General features: G+C 41.8%; 20 protein-coding genes. 7 read left to right on the top strand and 13 right to left on the bottom strand.

The features are described from left to right. The first annotated feature begins 11 nt into the window (after positions 1–11). A complete protein-coding gene (locus H3V00_RS04590) occupies positions 12–1,328 on the top strand; it encodes an FAD-binding oxidoreductase (protein WP_198206943.1) in 1,317 nt (438 codons plus the stop codon). A gap of 67 nt (positions 1,329–1,395) precedes the next feature. Continuing rightward, positions 1,396–2,178: a hypothetical protein gene (locus H3V00_RS04585; RefSeq protein WP_198206944.1), complete on the top strand. Its 783-nt coding sequence runs from the start codon at positions 1,396–1,398 to the stop codon at positions 2,176–2,178. 127 nt (positions 2,179–2,305) lie between these two features. Here the strand turns inward: H3V00_RS04585 and fnr are convergent, their stop codons facing one another. Next, positions 2,306–3,046 (bottom strand): fumarate/nitrate reduction transcriptional regulator Fnr, encoded by a 741-nt coding sequence (gene fnr, locus H3V00_RS04580; protein ID WP_025331198.1) that lies wholly within the window; start codon positions 3,044–3,046, stop codon positions 2,306–2,308. A gap of 263 nt (positions 3,047–3,309) precedes the next feature. Between fnr and hemN the strand changes: the two genes are divergently transcribed. Beyond that, positions 3,310–4,695, top strand: coding sequence for an oxygen-independent coproporphyrinogen III oxidase (hemN, locus tag H3V00_RS04575; RefSeq protein ID WP_198206945.1), 1,386 nt, complete (start codon positions 3,310–3,312; stop codon positions 4,693–4,695). 423 nt (positions 4,696–5,118) lie between these two features. Next, complete coding sequence (locus tag H3V00_RS04570; RefSeq protein ID WP_198206946.1) at positions 5,119–5,772, top strand: CoA pyrophosphatase; 654 nt, start codon at positions 5,119–5,121, stop codon at positions 5,770–5,772. Here the strand turns inward: H3V00_RS04570 and H3V00_RS04565 are convergent. Both H3V00_RS04565 and folB read right to left on the bottom strand, forming a co-directional pair. Continuing rightward, entirely contained in the window at positions 5,769–6,389 is a 621-nt protein-coding gene (locus H3V00_RS04565) for an NAD(P)H-hydrate epimerase (RefSeq protein WP_198206947.1), read from the bottom strand. The two genes, H3V00_RS04570 and H3V00_RS04565, sit on opposite strands and share 4 nt — an antisense overlap. Before the next feature lie 33 nt (positions 6,390–6,422). Beyond that, positions 6,423–6,782 carry a dihydroneopterin aldolase gene (gene folB, locus H3V00_RS04560; RefSeq protein ID WP_100115503.1) on the bottom strand — a complete coding sequence of 120 codons (360 nt, stop codon included), beginning with the start codon at positions 6,780–6,782 and terminating at the stop codon, positions 6,423–6,425. A 58-nt stretch (positions 6,783–6,840) separates the two neighbouring features. Between folB and plsY the strand changes: the two genes are divergently transcribed. Continuing rightward, entirely contained in the window at positions 6,841–7,443 is a 603-nt protein-coding gene (gene plsY, locus H3V00_RS04555; RefSeq protein WP_078475673.1) for a glycerol-3-phosphate 1-O-acyltransferase PlsY, read from the top strand. 71 nt (positions 7,444–7,514) lie between these two features. On the opposite strand, the gene H3V00_RS04550 is transcribed toward plsY, so the two are convergent. The 6 genes from H3V00_RS04550 to H3V00_RS04525 all read right to left on the bottom strand — a co-directional run bounded on the left by H3V00_RS04550 (position 7,515) and on the right by H3V00_RS04525 (position 14,847). After that, positions 7,515–8,189: a DedA family protein gene (locus tag H3V00_RS04550; protein ID WP_025331204.1), complete on the bottom strand. Its 675-nt coding sequence runs from the start codon at positions 8,187–8,189 to the stop codon at positions 7,515–7,517. A gap of 37 nt (positions 8,190–8,226) precedes the next feature. After that, positions 8,227–9,570 (bottom strand): phosphoglucosamine mutase, encoded by a 1,344-nt coding sequence (gene glmM / locus H3V00_RS04545; protein ID WP_198206948.1) that lies wholly within the window; start codon positions 9,568–9,570, stop codon positions 8,227–8,229. 183 nt (positions 9,571–9,753) lie between these two features. Then, complete coding sequence (gene folP, locus H3V00_RS04540; protein ID WP_084552134.1) at positions 9,754–10,614, bottom strand: dihydropteroate synthase; 861 nt, start codon at positions 10,612–10,614, stop codon at positions 9,754–9,756. A gap of 751 nt (positions 10,615–11,365) precedes the next feature. After that, positions 11,366–13,408: an ATP-dependent zinc metalloprotease FtsH gene (gene ftsH, locus H3V00_RS04535; protein ID WP_041880462.1), complete on the bottom strand. Its 2,043-nt coding sequence runs from the start codon at positions 13,406–13,408 to the stop codon at positions 11,366–11,368. An 85-nt stretch (positions 13,409–13,493) separates the two neighbouring features. After that, on the bottom strand, positions 13,494–14,114 hold the full coding sequence (locus H3V00_RS04530) for an RlmE family RNA methyltransferase (RefSeq protein ID WP_041880460.1): 621 nt from the start codon (positions 14,112–14,114) through the stop codon (positions 13,494–13,496). Between the two features lie 178 nt (positions 14,115–14,292). Then, positions 14,293–14,847 carry a hypothetical protein gene (locus H3V00_RS04525; RefSeq protein WP_110414452.1) on the bottom strand — a complete coding sequence of 185 codons (555 nt, stop codon included), beginning with the start codon at positions 14,845–14,847 and terminating at the stop codon, positions 14,293–14,295. Between the two features lie 298 nt (positions 14,848–15,145). Between H3V00_RS04525 and yhbY the strand changes: the two genes are divergently transcribed. Then, the gene (gene yhbY, locus H3V00_RS04520; RefSeq protein ID WP_041881436.1) at positions 15,146–15,436 is read left to right on the top strand and encodes a ribosome assembly RNA-binding protein YhbY; all 291 of its coding nucleotides are present in this window, start codon (positions 15,146–15,148) and stop codon (positions 15,434–15,436) included. An 86-nt stretch (positions 15,437–15,522) separates the two neighbouring features. Here the strand turns inward: yhbY and greA are convergent, their stop codons facing one another. Beyond that, entirely contained in the window at positions 15,523–15,999 is a 477-nt protein-coding gene (gene greA / locus H3V00_RS04515; RefSeq protein WP_025331212.1) for a transcription elongation factor GreA, read from the bottom strand. Positions 16,000–16,646: 647 nt separating this feature from the next. Between greA and H3V00_RS04510 the strand changes: the two genes are divergently transcribed. Further along, positions 16,647–17,081 (top strand): hypothetical protein, encoded by a 435-nt coding sequence (locus tag H3V00_RS04510; protein WP_198206949.1) that lies wholly within the window; start codon positions 16,647–16,649, stop codon positions 17,079–17,081. 252 nt (positions 17,082–17,333) lie between these two features. Here H3V00_RS04510 and H3V00_RS04505 read toward each other — a convergent pair whose 3' ends face one another. From H3V00_RS04505 to H3V00_RS04495, 3 genes are all read right to left on the bottom strand, one after another. Beyond that, positions 17,334–17,870: a single-stranded DNA-binding protein gene (locus H3V00_RS04505; RefSeq protein WP_198206950.1), complete on the bottom strand. Its 537-nt coding sequence runs from the start codon at positions 17,868–17,870 to the stop codon at positions 17,334–17,336. Between the two features lie 84 nt (positions 17,871–17,954). Then, positions 17,955–18,578 carry a lytic transglycosylase domain-containing protein gene (locus H3V00_RS04500; RefSeq protein WP_198189885.1) on the bottom strand — a complete coding sequence of 208 codons (624 nt, stop codon included), beginning with the start codon at positions 18,576–18,578 and terminating at the stop codon, positions 17,955–17,957. A 222-nt stretch (positions 18,579–18,800) separates the two neighbouring features. Next, positions 18,801–19,163, bottom strand: a complete 363-nt coding sequence (locus tag H3V00_RS04495) for a VacJ (protein WP_198189883.1) — start codon at positions 19,161–19,163, stop codon at positions 18,801–18,803. Between the last annotated feature and the right edge of the window lie 17 nt (positions 19,164–19,180).

Genomic DNA, 19,180 nt, shown 5'->3' with positions numbered 1-19,180 from the left:
ATCATGTAACTATGTCTACCTACATACCGCCAGATACAGAACGCATTGACAGCTACTATACAGCCAGCTGTAATGACCACAGCCACTATCCAAGTTTAAAAGGTACTGTTGAAGTGGAAACCTGCATCATTGGTGGCGGACTGAGCGGAATCGGTACAGCATTGCCACTGGCACAACAGCAGCATAGCGTAGCACTTATCGAAGCCGCCCGAATCGGTTATGGCGCCTCCGGCCGTAACGGCGGTCAGGTCATTTATGGTTACGCTGCTGAAATGAGTAATCTGGCCGGCATGATCGGACTGAAAAATGCACAAACACTCTGGCAGTGGAGCCATGAAGCTGTCACTCTGATTGAACAACAGATTCAAATCTATCAAATCAGCTGTGACTGGCAACGCGGTTACGCTCATGCAGCCATCCGGCCGCGCCAGCTGCGTGTCTTAACTGAATGGGTGAAAGAAGCTGCCGAACACTATCATTTTCATGATTATGAAGTATGGAATTCAAACCAGCTGCAACAGCAACTGGCCAGCGAACGTTATACCGGCGCGATTTTTGACCATCAGGCCGGACATTTACATCCACTAAACTACTTACTTGGACTGGCTCGTGCAGCTGCCCGTGCCGGAGCATTGCTGTTTGAACATTCTCCTATGCTTTCGCTGGAAACATGGCAGCACGGATACCGGATTACCACACCAAACGGGAATATCATTGCCAAAAACGTCGTGATTGCTGTCAATGCCTTTACCCGCAGTCTCCGGCAGACACCTATAAAGGCGCTCGAAGCCAAAATCCTGCCGGTAAGTACATACATGATTGCAACCCAGCCGCTTGGGGAGCGTGCTCAGCAACTCATCAAAAATAACATGGCAGTATGTGATACCCGTTTTGTACTTGATTATTATCGTCTGAGTGCAGACAAACGCCTGTTATTCGGCGGTAAAGTCAATTATTCCGGTCGTGAACCCGGCCGGCTGCAACTCATTCAGAGTATGCGCCGTGATATGCTTAAAGTATTTCCACAACTGGCTGATGCAGAAATTGATTATGTCTGGGGTGGTCTGGTTGATATCAGCATGAACCGCCTGCCCCATTTCGGGCGTCTTAACCCGCAACTCTATTTTTTACAAGGATTTTCAGGACATGGCGTGGCTGCTGCCGGTATGGGCGGGCAGATTATTGCTGAGGCAATCAGTGGTGATGACAGCCGCCTGCACATGTTTGAAAAAATTATACATCACAACTTTCCCGGTGGCAGTTTACTGCGCCTGCCCATACAATGGGTAGGAACAGGTTATTACCGTCTAAAAGATTTATTACCTTAATTTTAAAAGTTATAAACTTAACTATAGTACAATCAATACCCGTTTTTGAATTCAAGCAACAGGCTTCATGACCGCTTCCGACTCTTCTGCATTTTATCAGCATGCATTACAACAGTGCCTGCTCATACAAACCGGCCTGATGCAAAGCCATATACTGACTAACGGCGAAAAAGTATGGGTACGGCAAGCTGGTGCACGCAACAGTGCCTGGCGCTATCATTTATTAAAAATAGCTCAGAAAATAAGTGGTATTCACATGCTGCAACCTGTTCCCAATTTGGGCGGAATACCTGCACTGCAAACCGAAGCATCCCGTCTGCGGGCTCTGGCCTCAGCAGGAGTGCGGGTTCCTGCCATTCTGGCGCAACAACCGGATGCACTGATGATTAGTCATATTGGCGATCACAATCTGGAAAAAGAATGGAAACACTGTAAGCATCAGCCTGAACTTCTGTTGCAACGCTGGCAGCTTGGTCTTAACGCCATCGAAGATGTACATAAACGCAAGCAATACCTGAGTGAAACTTTTGCGCGCAATATGATTTACATTAATCAGGACAGCATAGGCTTTATCGATTTCGAAGATGATCCTTTATCTGCGATGACATTACCACAATGTCACTCTCGCGACTGGCTATGCTATCTGCACTCAGGTGCACGTTTAATGCAGGAATTTGGCGTAACTATTCAGGCTAAAGAATTATGGCATAGCGTACTGCATAATCAACCTGATGAAGTAAGTAGTACTGTCAACAAAAGCTTACATAAAATCCGCTGGATGCGTCATCTAAAGGCTAAATTTTATGGTAAAGACACACTTAAGCTTGCCGCGATGGCCGGATACGCCTGAAACAGTCCAGCTAGCACACAATCATGATCGATATTGCAAACTCAGGTATATAAAATAATTTTTCTTATCAAGTAAAAAAGCTGTAGCAACAATAATATGCTACAGCTTTTTTAAGCATTAACTGAATTCAACTTGCAGCCCGCTGACAATGCATTACCATTTTCTGCAACATCCATGGTTCTAATAACTGAATATGCTTGTGCTCAACTTTTATCCAGCCTTCATGCTGAAATTTAGACAAAGTACGGCTTACTGTTTCCAGCTTTAGCCCCAGATAGCTGCCAATTTCTTCACGTGACATACGCAAAATAAAATCATTTGCAGCAAAACCACGAAAACTCAGACGATGAGATAAATTCACCAGAAACGCAGCCAGACGCTCTTCTGCACGCATATTACCCAGCATCAGCATCAGCTCCTGAGTACGCAGAATTTCCTGACTCATCAGACGATAAAAATGTATTTGTAATGAAGGCAAAATATTACCGGCATCTTCCATATTAGTGAATGGTAGCTCACATACCTCACTATCTTCCAGAGCTACTGCATCACAGCCATGAACATTATGACAAATACCGTCCAGCCCCAACAATTCACCTGACATAAAAAAACCAGTTACCTGATCTCGTCCGTCCCGGCTATTAACCATGGTTTTAAAAAAACCGGTTCGTATGGCAAATATTGCATCAAACGGTTCACCGGCACGAAACAGATACTCCCCTTTTTTTAAACGACGACTCTGACGAATAATCGCTCCTAAATCGGTTAGTTCCCGCTCTTTAAGCATTACCGGCATACAGAGAATATGCAAAGAACATTTTTCGCATAATTTCTGTACTATTTCACCCTGTTTATACAATCTAATCATAATATATTTAATAATTACTGATTACACTTTGCCCAGAACATCATATAACAAACATATTGATATAAATCAATTTTTTAAAAACTATCCAATATAGTATTGTTATAGACAAAGTGAATTGAATTTCCTTCAGACCCTGATTTAATAAAAAAATTGGCTTATTATGTTTTCACTGCTTTACTTTACTGCCGGATGTATTCTACCATAAATAGTTATCACTCCTATCTATTTCACCAGACCAACACAAGAATAACCATCATTATCCAATGAACACACCACGCATCAACATAGAATTCGACCGTACCCTTATTGCTTCCTTACCGTCTTCCGGCCCGCGTTATACTTCCTACCCTACAGCAGACCGTTTTAATACTTCATTCACCGCAACTCAGTTACAAACTGCTTTACAGCAAAATATTGGTGACAAACCAGTCTCCCTGTACGTACATGTGCCTTTCTGTAATACCATCTGTTACTATTGCGGCTGTAATAAAATTATTACCAAAGATACCAGCCGTGCCGATATATATATCCGGTATCTGGATAAAGAACTGGCACTGCTGGCAAAAAACTGGCAGAGTAAACCGCTGCTGGCACAATTACATTTCGGCGGCGGTACACCAACCTTTCTGAATGATGACCAGCTCAGTCATATCTTTGCCAGTATCAGCCGCTACTTTACCCTGTCAGAACAGGGTGAATATTCAATTGAAATCGACCCGCGTAAAGTGACAGCTGAAACTGTAGCTCATCTGGGCAGACTCGGTTTTAACCGGATGAGCGTCGGTATTCAGGATTTCAATCCGGCGGTACAACAGGCCGTTAACCGCATCCAGAGCGAAGCTGAAACCCGGACAGTTATTGAGGCAGCCAGAGCTAATGGTTTTCACTCTGTCAGTGTCGACTTAATCTATGGCTTACCGCACCAGACTGAAGCCTCTATGCGCTGCACACTGGATCACGTACTGACTCTGCAGCCGGATCGCATTGCCATGTATCACTATGCACATCTGCCACATCTGTTCAAACCACAGCGGCGTATTGATACATCAGCCGTACCCAACAGCAGTGTTAAACTGGATATTCTGCAAAACACCGTTCAATATCTGTTACAGCAGGGCTATATCTTCATCGGCATGGATCATTTTGCCAAACCTGATGACGAACTGGCCATTGCCTTATCTGAAGGCCGCCTGCAACGCAATTTTCAGGGTTATTCAACCCATGCAGACTGTGACTTAATCGCCATCGGCGTATCCAGCATCGGCAAAATCAACAATATCTACAGCCAGAATGAAAAAGAACTGCCTGCCTACTATCAGGCTCTGGATGAAAACCGCCTGCCGGTTATGCGCGGCTACCAGCTTAATGCAGACGACTTACTGCGCCGGCGTGTAATTCAGGATTTAATGTGCCGCTTCCAGCTTAATTACCCTGATTATAGCCATGCCATGCAGCAACCTTTTCAAACATACTTTGCTGCTGAGCAGACTGATTTACAGCATCTGCAACAGCTTGGCTTGCTCAATCTTAGTGATCAGAATTTACAGGTTACACCCAAAGGGAGGCTGCTGATTCGCAATATCGCCATGGTATTTGACTACTATTTGCGCCAGAAGCGCACCGAAGCCCAGTATTCGCGTACATTATAATAATCAAACCGCAACAGTTACCATCGTTTTATCAGCAAGATAAATAACGTTGCCAAAATTAATAAATACTGCAACTGTCCGCCATCACCATTTACTTAACTGAAAACCAATTTTACTATTTTAAAATTAAACCAGTTCCCACGGTAAATCACACCGTTTATGAACTGGTTTTAATTTTTCTCATTTCGCAATTGCTGAGCAGCCCAACGTAAATCATATTGCCAGGTCTAAAGCATACTTCCGGATGCTTTCAACTCCTGCTCATATTTATTTACTGACATCCTTAGGCCAGCCAGATCCGCCTAAGCACTTCAGTGCTTCAATTACCCATAATTTCATTATATCTCTGGTAACTACTGGTTAATCCTCTTTAAAATTATTCTGGTCATTTATGCCTGAACGATATATAAATTACTCAGTATCTTGAAAAAAGAACAGTCTGACATCATTGAAATGTTTACCAAACCTGATAAGCTGAAACAGTTTTTACATTACGCATGCACTAGTACACTGCCTACTATACTTAATCAGCGCCAGGATGCATTACAGCATCTGCCCGTTAATTTTCGCTGCGCTGCGGTACTGATGCCTGTTGACTGGAATCATGGTAACGCACAAATCTGGCTTACTCAGCGCAGTCAGCAACTACGCCAGCACCGCGGACAAATCGCTTTTCCCGGTGGCAAACTGGAAAATAATGAAAGCAGTATCAATGCAGCATTTCGCGAAAGCGAAGAAGAAACCGGACTAATTCGTAATCAGTGGCAGCTGGTCGGAACCTTACCTCAATGCTATCTGCCCAGCGGTTTCAAAGTTGTTCCTGTTCTGGCCTGGAGCAATTCATCTCTATACTGGCAGCTCAACCCGTCAGAAGTCAGCGAAATATTCCCTGTACCCTTACCTGTTGTTCTGGATAGCAAGCTATACCAGCATAGTATTAAACAACATCAGCAATTTAAGCTTAAGATATATCATTTACATTATCAAAACCGACATATTTGGGGAGCTACTGCATGCATGCTATTACACCTGGCTCAATGCTATCAGGTATGGAGCAGGCAAAACCATCAACACTAATCCAGTAAATCAACACGTACTATTTCTCCGCATAACTGTCTTACATGCTCCAGACAATGTGCCGGTTTCAGAGACTGAAAAACATAAGTAAGCTGAGCCTGAAAACTTCCGGCAGCTATTTCTTCGCCATCTCCTGCCACACCACTGGGCATATCCAGCGCCACCTTAAACACATCTGCTTGAGAAACTGCAGCAAAACAACGTTCAATAGCCTGAGGCAACTCACCATGGAAACCAGTACCATAAACAGCATCCACAACCAGATGGACAGACGGCAGCACAGTATGCAATTGCGGAACATTAATACAATCTACAGTAACTGGCAGATATTTCCGGTTGGCTTCTGCAAGAGCTGATAACTGCTGTCCTTGTAAAAACATAATCGTTACCGGCCAGTCATGTAAAGACAACACACGGGCTAATACCAGCCCGTCACCTGCATTATTCCCTTTACCACACAATATCAGTGTATGCTGCGAGGAATGAAATCGACATAATAAATCCTTTGCTGCACGACTTCCTGCATGTTCCATCATTCGGGCATAACTCAAACCTTCCCGGTTCTGTGTATCCTCCCATGCTTTCATCTGTGCCACAGTCCACACCGGCATATTCATATCTTGTCCTTTAGCAGGAAAAACAGATTATTATCATACTTGGGTATTCCGGCGTTCAATCTGTACACCCACTTCCTTAATACCAGCAAGAATACCCGGCTTCACCACTTTCACCCGCACCCATAATGCCCCGTAACGGTTCAATATAAACTGCGCCACATACTCTGCTAGTGCTTCCAGTAATAAAAATTCCTGTTCAGCAAGTGCCTCACGCAAATCATCAGCCACTCTGGCATAATGAATCGTGTCGTCAATATTATCGCTTTGCGCCGCCTGCTGAAAATCTGTACCAATATCCACATCCAGCAACAGTGTTTGCTGTTGTTGCCGCTCCCACTGATATACCCCAATCAGCGTCTGCGCAGTCATGCCGTGTAAAAAGATAGTATCCATGTCCAACCTACTGAGCTAAAATGCAAACCCTCAGATTGTAGACTAAAGAAACCGCTTTATGGTCAATTACCTTGCAATTATCGGTGCCTATTTACTGGGCTCTCTGTCTTTTGCCGTTATTGTTTCACGCTGTATGGGTATGCCTGATCCGCACAGCTATGGTTCCGGCAATCCCGGTGCTACCAATGTTTTGCGTACAGGCAAAAAAAGTGCCGCTGCTCTTACACTGTTAGGCGATGCACTCAAAGGCTGGCTGGCCGTCTGGCTGGCAAAACACTATCAGACGGTCTGGCAGCTGGACAGCAATACCATTGCCATCATTGCCGTAGTGGTTCTCATTGGCCACATGTGGCCGGTATTTTTCAAATTTAAAGGTGGTAAAGGCGTAGCTACTGCACTGGGTGTACTCCTGGCTTTATCATGGCCTACTGCACTTATTTGTGCAGCAGTATGGCTGATTATGGCCTTTGGTTTCAAAGTATCTTCACTGGCCGCATTAATAGCTACTCTAATCAGCCCGTTTGCTGCCTGGTGGTTTATGCCTCAGTTAAGCTGGGTAATTGCTGTTATAGTGATTGATATACTGGTTCTTTACCGGCATAAAAGCAATATCAAAAACCTATTCAGCGGTCGTGAAGGTAAAATCGGCGAAACTAAATAATAAATTAACATAGCGGTCATAAATAAAAAAAGACAGTTTTCTCAACTGTCTTTTTCTTTATTTCAGGCGTATTACTTCAAATTTTGTTTTTGCTGCTTACGATTGCGCCTGCGCTGACGAATTTCAGCAATTTTACGTTTAAAAAACTGGATACGCTGACGCTTTTTCCACCAGTAATAGACTAGTGCCAGTGCACCAACGCCAATCACAACATACACAACTGCCTGGAACTGATGCACCTTATGCATCAGCCAGTCAATATTTTCCGCACCATATTCACCCAGATACACCCACACGGGTACTGAAATCATTGCAGCCAGACCATCCATCAGCAAAAATTTCGGTATAGAAACTTTCCCGCTGATACCGGCGGTAATATAAATCGGGGTACGTAAACCCGGCAGAAAACGGGCAATAAATAATACCCAGCTACCATATTTGTCAAATTTATCCTGTACCTGAGCATAGCGCCTGGGCGTCATTACCCGCTGAACAAAACGAAATTTCAGAATACGATGCCCAAATACGCGTCCGGCACTAAACATCATACCATCACCTACCAGAACACCGGCCATACCTACCATAAACATGGTATGAATATGCGCATGTCCCAGTCCGGCAATAACACCACCGGCAACCAGCGTTACATCTTCTGGTATCGGCACACCAAAGCCGCAGGCGACCAATACCAGAAATACCGCTGCATAGCCATACTCAGTAAAAAAAGCTTCCAGCAATGCAAACATAAAATGCCCGTTCTTTTTTTATTCCTGTCAGACAGATTTACTCTGCCAAACCCGACTTAATTGCATTGGCAATTTTTTCAGCTGCCTGACGCGCAACTTCAGTCTGACGAGCTTCTACCATAACCCGCACCACCGGTTCTGTTCCTGACGGGCGAAGTACCACACGTCCGTTATCTCCGAGCTGTTTTATCACCTCATCGGCTACCGGCGCCGCAATACTCTGCCAGTCCTGATCAGGCTCAATATGAACATTAATCATAGTTTGCGGAAAAGGCTGCCAGTCAGTAAGTATACTGGCTAAATCCTGCTGTAAAACCTGTAAGGCTGCAAAGACCTGTAAAGCTGCAATAATTCCGTCACCAGTATTATGCTTATCCAGACAAACTATATGACCGGAAGCTTCTCCCCCCAGTGACCACTGATGCTGATGCAGCTGTTCCAGAACATAACGGTCGCCTACTTTAGCGCGGACAAAATCAATGCCCAGCCGCTTAAACGCCAGCTCCATAGCAAGATTGGTCATAACCGTCCCCACTACACCGCCATCCAGACAACCTGCTGTAGCACGAGCTTTGGAAATTACATAAATCAGCGCATCCCCATCATAGACTTTGCCGAATTTATCTACCATCATCAGCCTGTCGCCGTCACCGTCCAGCGCAATACCATAATCGGCTTCATTCTGTAATACTGCTGCCTGTAGTGACTTAGTATATGTTGCCCCGATTTTCTGATTGATATTATAACCATCCGGCTGATCGCCGATGCAGACCACATCTGCACCCAGCTCATGAAATACCTTAGGAGCCACAGCATAGGCCGCACCATTTGCCGTATCTACTACCAGCTTCAAACCGCGCAAATTCAAATGATTCGGAAAAGTAGATTTACAAAACTCAATATAACGGTCAACAGCACCATTTATGCGCCGTGCACGACCAAGCTCGCTGGAGGGGACAGTTTTTACCGGCTTTTCCAGCTCTGCTTCAATTTCCAGCTCCAGAATATCACTTAACTTGACTCCGCCCTCTGCAAAAAATTTAATACCATTATCATGATAAGCATTATGTGAAGCAGATATCATCACCCCGCAATCCAAACGCAGTGCACGGGTTAAATAAGCCACACCCGGTGTAGGTAATGGTCCGGTAAGCAGTACATTTACCCCTGCTGCTGTAAAGCCGGCTTCCATTGCTGCTTCCAGCATATAACCGGAAATTCTTGTATCTTTACCAATCAGCACAGTAGGCTGATGATCAGTTCCATGTTGTACCAGTACATGTCCGGCAGCATACGCTAATTTCAGTACAAATTCGGGGGTTACCGGAAACTTACCAACTTCACCACGCACCCCGTCAGTACCAAAATATTTTTTTGCCATCACCTGCTCCGACCGATTAATTCAAGACTATTATTGTAGAACAGGCATAGCTGTTCAGTCAGTAAATAAAATGTTATTTGAAAACTATCCGGTTCACAATAAATCTGAACCCGATTAAACTCTACTCAGATTACAATAATAAAAACGCAGCCCGCGTCTGCTGACAATCTGCAACCTATCTTGTTAAATACTTCCGCCCAAGGCCGCCCATACCTGTAAACCCTGACGTGTTTCACGTACATCATGTACCCGTATAATTGCTGCACCACGTGCCACTGCTGCTACTGCAGCCACCACACTTCCGGCAACCCGTTGTCTTGGTTCAGTTTCATCAGTCAGTAAACCAATCATCGTTTTACGTGATACCCCAATTAGTACCGGACAACCGGCGGCCGCATGCCAGTCTGCAAAATGCTGCATTAATGCGATATTATGCTGAAGACTCTTACCAAAACCAAAACCCGGATCTATTGTCAGACGCAAACGGTCAATCCCAGCCTGTTCACACACAGATACCCGTTGCTGCAAATACTGACCAACTTCAGTAACCACATCCTGATATTCAGGATTATGCTGCATATTTTCAGGCTGTCCCTGCATATGCATCAGACACACACCAATATTCTGCTGCTGCGCTAGTAAATCCACTGCACCGGCATCTTCCAGTGCCTGAATATCATTTATTCCGTCAACCAGTTGCTGCTCGAGTAACTGACGCATTACCCATGTGCGGCGTGTATCAACAGTTAATGGTACATTCCAGGTAACCAACTCTGTTAATACCGGCTCAATACGCTTCCACTCATCCTGGGGTGAAACAAAATCAGATCCGGGACGGGAGCTCTCTCCGCCAATATCCAGAATATCCGCCCCATCCTTTAATAACTGTTCCGCATGCTTTAATGCCAGAGTCAGAGAAGTACTGTAACTTCCGCCATCTGAAAATGAATCCGGCGTTAAATTGACGATTCCCATAATTTTCGGCTGCGCCAAATCAATTTGAAAACGCCCGCACTGCCAGTAATTTTGACTAGAATTATCCATACTTAATCATAATCTCTTAACATTTATCAAATAATCTTACAGTCTGTATTTGTAGTTAAACCAATAATACTAGCAATAAATTCTGCTCAGCCAGATAAAGTTATTTCTCTTCGCATCTCAATTTTTTATCCGCAAAGTACAAATTCAGACTACTGAAAATAACAAAAATATAAAATCTATTAAAAAATCATTGTAAATCAAAGAATATTGAAATAAACAAAGATATATATTGAACTGCAACCAGAATTGTTATCAGAACTAAGACAGAATACCTTGATGTAAAATAAATTGATAAATCTCAAGATTTAAATATTCTGTCATTATCTGAGTTATATAAATAATCCAGACTCCAATATAACCATCATAATTGCTCTGATTTCACATTTATAACTGATAATAATGGAGAAATATTCAATTTATAAATTCACCTATTTTAAAGCCAGCCAGATTAATAAATGAAAGAATATTTGTCTCATGGGAAATATTGATTTACTACTTTCATGAATTGAACCGTTTAGCTGAATTTTTAACACCAGCTTTTGCCAGTATTTTATCATTTACATAATACAGAATCTTCCTGACTTAAATTACCATGCTTTTCAACAATTCATATGAACCAAAATAGCATATACCTATATACCAGAATAACTATTTTCAGTATTACTATTATATTTTGTGCCTCTTATTTTCAGATAAAACATAGAAAAAACGGCAGCTATTGCTGCCGTTAAAAATCATATAACTACATCAATTAGTCCTGTGATTTCTGTTCAGGTGCAGATGCTTTAGATTCAGTATGATCTGCATCCTCAGCCACAGCATCAGCTTTAATTTCGGATTGAGTTGCTCCATCCGCTTTAGCACCTGTTTCGGTTTCAGCTACCGCATCAGTCTTAGCTTCAGTTTCAGTCTCAGCTAACGGCTGCTCAGTATCGCCATCCTTAACTATATTTTCACTGAAATCTTTTGGCGGACTAGGCTGCTTACCTGCCATAATTTCCAGCACCTGATCACGGTCAATGGTTTCCCATTCAATCAGAGCCTTAGCCATGGTATGCATCTTATCGCGATTCTCATCCAGAATTTTATAGGCAATTTCATACTGCTCATCAAGGATACGACGTACTTCAGCATCTACTTCCTGCATGGTTTTTTCAGAAATATTTTTCGATTGCGTTACAGAGCGCCCGAGAAACACTTCATTTTCATTTTCACCATATACTACAGGTCCCATTTTTTTGGACATACCATAACGGGTTACCATATCACGCGCAATCTGAGTAGCACGTTCAAAGTCATTAGAAGCACCAGTAGACACACGACCAATAAACAACTGTTCAGCTATTCGACCACCAAACAGAATTGAAATCTCATTAAGCATCTGATCTTCATACATACTGATGCGGTCACGTTCCGGCAGCTGCCAGGTCAGACCAAGTGCACGCCCGCGGGGCATAATCGTTACTTTATGTACCGGATCTGTAAAATCCAGTGTCTCAGCAACAACAGCGTGACCTGATTCATGATAAGCAGTGGCTTTTTTCTCATCCTCATGCATAACCATGGAGCGACGTTCAGGACCCATGTAAATCTTATCTTTAGCATCTTCAAAGTCACTCATGTCTACTTTGGTCTTATTCCGACGACCTGCAAACAGAGCAGCTTCATTTACCAGATTGGCTAAATCAGCACCGGAAAAACCAGGTGTACCACGTGCCAGCACAGGTAAATCCACTGATTTATCCAGAGGCACTTTGGCAGCATGTACTTTCAGAATCTGTTCACGTCCGCGGATATCCGGTAACGGTACCACTACCTGACGGTCAAAACGGCCTGGTCGCATCAGAGCAGGATCAAGCACATCCGGACGGTTGGTTGCCGCAATCACAATAACTGTTGTATTGCTTTCAAAACCATCCATCTCCACAAGCAGCTGATTCAGTGTTTGCTCACGTTCATCATTACCACCACCCAAACCGGCACCACGCTGGCGGCCTACCGCATCAATTTCATCGATAAAAATCAGACAGGGAGCATTCTTTTTTGCCTGCTCAAACATATCGCGAACACGCGATGCACCCACACCAACAAACATCTCTACAAAATCGGAACCGGAAATACTGAAAAACGGCACCTGAGCTTCGCCGGCAATTGCTTTAGCCAGTAAAGTTTTACCTGTACCCGGTCTGCCACACATCAGAATACCGCGCGGTACGCGCCCGCCAAGCGTCTGATAACGCTGTGGTGCCCGCAGATAATCCACAATTTCCTGCACTTCTTCCTTAGCCTCATCACAACCAGCTACATCAGCAAAGGTTGTTTTATTAGACTCTTTATCCAGTAATCGGGCACGGCTTTTACCAAAAGAAAAGGCACCACCCTTGCCTCCGCCGCCTTGTGTGGAGCGCATGAAATAGAAAAACACACCAATCAGCAACAGTATAGGTAATATGCTGATAAACATATTAGTCAAAATACCCGGTTTTTCTTCCGGAATCACATTAACCCGAATATTTTTCGCTATCAGATTACTAACAAAATTATTTTCCAGCGGTGTCGGTGCGTTGGTAATGAAAGAAGATTTATCATGACGCTGGCCCTTCAGCTGCAGACCATTAATCACCGAACCTTCAATATTTACACTGGCAATCTCACCCTTGTTAACCTGCTGAATAAACTGAGAGTATTCAATTTGCTGTTTACTCTCTTTTTTCTCAGTAATGGCATTGAATGCGGCCATTAATACTAACGCCAGCACCAGCCAGACCAAAAGATTCTTTACGGTATTCCGCACTGTCAGAAACTCCTAAGGAGGTTAATTAATTGTTGTTCAGAATAGTTAATATAGCCACATCTTCACATAGCATTGGCTATAACTACTATTTTTTACCGCGACCAAGCAAATAAATTTCGCTCGAGCGGTCACGGGATGCTTTCGGCTTGCGAACCATTACCTGAGCAAAACAATCCTTCATAGCCTGCTGAAACTCTTGCAGACCTGCTCCTTGAAACACCTTCACCAGAAAATCACCACCCGGTTTGAGATGTGCCTGAGCAAACTCCAGACCCAGTTCTGCCAGATAAAAACTGCGTGCCTGATCAGTAATGTTATTGCCAGACATATTGGGTGCCATATCACAAATTACAAGATCCAGTTCACAACCATCCAGCAAAGTTTCAAACTTTGCCAGCACGTCATTCTCGCGAAAATCACCCTGAATAAAACGTACACCCGTCACTGGTTCCATAGGCAGAATATCCAGTGCAAATACCTGTCCAGCCGCACCAGCCAGCCTGGCCGCAACCTGCGACCAGCTACCCGGAGCACTGCCAAGGTCAGCCACTACCGCACCCGGTCGTATCAGATGATCCTTATCATTGATTTCCAGCAACTTATAGGCTGCGCGTGCACGGTAGCCTTCTTTTTGAGCCAGATGAACATAATGATCGTTAACATGCTCGTTGAGCCATGCACTGGAAGATTTAGAGCGAACACCCATGATGCAAATTCTTGAAAAAATCACCACATTGTATCGTGAAATTGATGCAGAATACAGCATTTCCCCTTATATAAAAGATAAATTCATCAGCATAAATAATTTTATGCGCCGGCTATACTCAGCAATTAATCAGACCTATTCCTCAGGTTTTATTCCAAATCTTTTTTTGTAGTGTAAGTTACTTATCTGAATAGATTGACATAGTGAAACACCAGCGCACATATCTGATAAATTGTTTCATTAGCTGCACCAGAATAAAAGCTATAAGAGCGCATAGCAGCAGATAAGCAGGGGTTTCAATTCTGGTACTCAATGGCATGATAGTATCGGCCGTAGCAACATATGTTGCCCATGTATTTCTATCATCTTCCAGGTCAATAGTTTCAATCTCAATCAATTGAAGCTGTGGCTCCTCTTTAAGTACCTTATAACTGAAGGAATAATTACCATCTGATGATTTATCCTGCCCACTGGGGAATTTGGCCAGAAATGACGTATTTTCCGGTTTAAAATCTCTATTAGTACTATAATTTACCTGAGTAAAAGTACCATCAGACTGAAATACCGCAACTTCAAAAGGATAATGAGATTGGTTTTTGATGCTGCTTCTAGTATATATATGCGACACTAACGGCAGACAAACCACGCACAACCCAAGCCCTGCAACTAATCTGAAAATAAAGGTATCCAGAACTCTCAGTATGCCAAGGCACAAAATCTGCGAAAATTTCATAATTATAATGACTTAACGGAAAAGATATTAATTTTTGCTAACCAATTAAAATAGAATAAATATTACCAACAATAAACAAATATCACAGAAATTAAATATACCTGAATGTTTTATAAATTACTATTTTAATTAAAATAAGAAATACCTTATTAATATACTGATTTTGAATTTTTATTTTCAATACAAATATACAGGACCTCTCAACTATAAAAAATCGTCTGTCTCATTTAAAATAGCTCAACTCTGAATCTAACTTGAATAACAGGCTGATCAGATCGTAATCAATCCGGAAAGTAAAATGGCAACAGATAAATTAAACAGTAAAGAAAAAATGGCATTAAAAGCTCGTGCACATCAATTACATGCAGTAGTACTGATTGGTCAGCACGGACTGACTACTGAAGTAATCACCGAAACCAATCGTAATCTTGATGCACATGAACTGATTAAAGTACAGGTAGCAGGTGACGATCGTGCAGCGCGTATAGCTATTGCAGAAGAACTATGCAAAGCTACTCATGCCGAATTAATTCAGCATATTGGCAAACAACTAATATTATTCCGCCGCAAAGAGAATCCGGCAGAATAAATAAAAGCGATTCATTACATGAATCGCTTTTATTTTATCCGGCTAGTTACTGTAAAACAGTAAACAATTTTTTAAATGCAGATAAATTAAATATAAAACACTTCAAGAATTTCATATTCGCGAATACCGCCCGGTGCCTGAACTTCTGCCACATCACCCTCTTCCTTACCAATCAGAGCACGTGCTATAGGTGAACCGACATAAATTTTAGCCTGTTTAATATCTGCCTCATCTTCACCCACAATCTGGTAACTCACTACTTCTTCGGTTTCCAGATCCTGCATTTTCACTGTAGCACCAAAAACCACCTTACCATCAGCATTGGTTTCTTTTGGATCAATAATATGCGCCAGGGAAAGCTTGTGCTCAATTTCAGCAATCCTGCCTTCAATAAAGCCCTGTTTTTCTTTAGCAGCTTCATATTCTGCATTTTCCGACAGATCGCCATGCGAACGTGCTTCAGCAATTGCTTCAATTACAGCCGGCCGAGCTACACTTTTAAGCTCTTGCAGCTCTTGTTTCAGCAAATTAGCACCAATTACGGTCAACGGAATTTTTTGCATCATATTTCTCCAAGATACCGCTGCAGAATGCATCAACGGTATTTCGTATTAATAACAAAAAGCAAGCCGCCCGATTTTGGCGGCTTGCGCTGTTCCATAGGTGCTATTTTAGCAGACCGGTATAAAATAGCAACGTTTATAACGACTATTTCATATAATAATCAGCCAATTTAATTTGCCATAATATTCATCATCAATACTGCGTCTTTGTATGTTCATTAATCTGATTAATCGAACCAATCATCGCCAGATTTATCTGAATACTAAACTTTATTTAAATATATTTAACAAAGATATATATATTTTAATTATTTTATTAATCTATGCCTCGGTTACCTAATCTTTTAGTTATTTCATAATATACAGTAAATCAATTCAGCTTTCTTTTATGAAGTTTAAAAAATTCAGTTTCGCCTGATAAGGAGAATTAACCAGATATAGATTTTTTGCTGAAATTTATCAGAACAAAATTACCATAAAGAATAATGCTATTAACTATTTAAAAAATATATACATTAATTGGTTTTTGATAAAATACTCAACATCACTACGCTAATTAGATTTAAATTAGGCTATTAGTATATCCTTTCGCTCTTGTTTTATATCTAATCAAATAATCCCGTTTAAGAATCCAAAATTATTTCAATATGAATCTATTTAAAACAAATAAAAATTTTGTAGCTATGCTATTAGTAATATTGTTATCTGCCTGTAATAAAACTAAATCATTAGAAGAAAGCTATAAAACAGATACTCTGAATGTAAATACAGAATTTATTACTGAAAAAAATATGAATTTAAATCATATACAACAGATACCAGTTAATACTTTAGTATTAAAATACTCGCCATTAACAGATAGTACTTTTATTTTAGGCAAAGGAGATGGTTTGATTTCAGAATTCAGAATTAGTTTAAGAAACACATTTACAGAAAAAGAAATTGAAAACAGAGACATTATAATCAGAGAAGTAACGTGGTCTTACAATCAAGATGAAAATTTAACTATCTGGTATGAGAAAAAACAGGATCAATGGGTGCTGGTAGACCATGTAATCTGGTATAAAGATGCTTTATTTTAAACATTTACTTAATCATTAAATAATAACTTATTATATAAATAATAGTCCTGACTATAACTTGAGAGCTAAATTTAATGATTTTATCTGATTGACAGCCAATCAACATAAAAATAAACACTATCCAATCTAATTATTAATATTTCATTAAATAAAATACCTTTCAAAGATATTTCTCTGAAAGGTATAAAATTGATTAATAAAAATTATCAGGTTTTTATCAATTTAAAATAGATTCAATGCTATTCTTTGTTATTAAAACGGAATATCGTCATCAATATCATCTACCGGAGCAGGAGTAGGTGCCGGTCGTGGTGCCTGACGGCGCGGAGCTGCCGGTGGCGGACTGGAAGCAGCAGGTGCAGCATCATAACCGCCCTGATTATAGTTACCTCCTCCCTGTGCGTAGTTGGTTCCGCTATTCATCTGATCATAGCTATTACCTGAGCCGGAAGCACTGTCATTGCGACTGCCCAGCATTTTCATTTCACTGCCGATAATATCGTATGCGGTGCGTTCGATACCATCTTTACCGGTATATTTACGACTTTGAATCCTGCCCTCAATAAACACCTGACTGCCTTTACGCAAATACTGGCTGGCTATCTCACCCAATTTACCGAACAGAGTAATATTATGCCATTCAGTACGAGTCTGGCGTTCACCATTACGGTCACGCCACTGTTCATCAGTAGCTATGGAAAAATTGGTTATTGCATCTCCGCTGGGCATATATCGTGTTTCAGGATCACGACCCAGACGGCCAACCAGGATGACTTTATTAACAGACATGGTGGTTTCCTAATAATGAATACAGGCTGTCCAAGATGACAACCCATAATTAAAAGATTACAAATATCGCAGAATGCCGGAAATTCAGGCCCATTGCCAGTGCCGTTGCCAGGCATTGATAACAGCATTCGAGTAAGTACTACGCCCTAAGCTACCATTATAACGCGCCAGCGCTCTTACCATATTACCATTCTCACGATTTCGATAATAACGCAGGATAGTACATCCGTAACGTAAGTTAGTGCGAATATCGAATAAGTTATGTTCCGGACGACCAATTTGTTTTACCCAGAAAGGCATTACCTGCATTAAACCGCGGGCGCCTACTCCGGAGATAGCATATTGACGAAAACGGCTTTCCACTTCGATCAGACCAAGTATAACCTGCGTATCCAAACCAGCACGCATTGATTCATACTGAATATTGGTTAATAAACGTTTTCGTGCATAATCATCAGGAATATGTGAAGCAAGACGACCCGACATGGCATTTAGCCAGCGGCTGGCCTCTGCGGGCGAAGAAAAAATCAGGCGCGGAGGATTGGCATTATTAACTGCATTGCGCATGATCGAAGCGACATCATCAGAAAGGGTTTCTTCACGCTGTGCACCTGCCAGCACTATACGCGGCACAGCTATCCCCAGCAGGGAAGCACCACCTGCCTGTAACAGCCGGCGTCGCGAGACAGATTTATTTCTGTACGGCATATAATTTAATTCCGTTTGTGTATTGTATACAAACTGATTGCAAGATTACGATAGGCAATTTTAATTGATTATATTAAATATAGTTAGATATTTTAAAGTTTATACAGTAATTTTTATGACAATATGAGTTTTTCAATCCACAGAATCCATACCAGACAACTGTTTTAAAGAAAAAAGCCAATATCAATATTGGCTTTTTTCATGATATAACAGCTGAACTGCTTAACTCAGGGCGATCGGTACAAAAGCTTCACGCGCCAGTTCTTCTTGTGCCAGATCAGTTACTACTGTGGAAAATTGTACACCAAACCAGTTTCTGAAATTTTCAAAGCTCAAATCAGGCCACAAGCTTTCATCCTCACACCAGTCAGCCAGTTCTGCTGCAAAGATATCCTCATAACGCTGTTCGATTTCAACCCACAAGCTCTCTATATCTTCACTGGCGGAAGTCAGATAGGCATTGGCATCCTGTTGCAAAATATCCAGAGATAACTGTTCCAGATCAATATCAGGTAATTTTTGCAACCAGGCCCAGAATGGTTCAAGCGGAACAAGCAAAAATACACTGCGATTAACTTCATACATAGTCTTATTCCTTGTTT

This window comes from Snodgrassella sp. W6238H11, assembly GCF_016100525.1.
GTDB lineage: Bacteria > Pseudomonadota > Gammaproteobacteria > Burkholderiales > Neisseriaceae > Snodgrassella > Snodgrassella alvi.
This window is presented reverse-complemented; position numbering and strand designations above follow the sequence as displayed.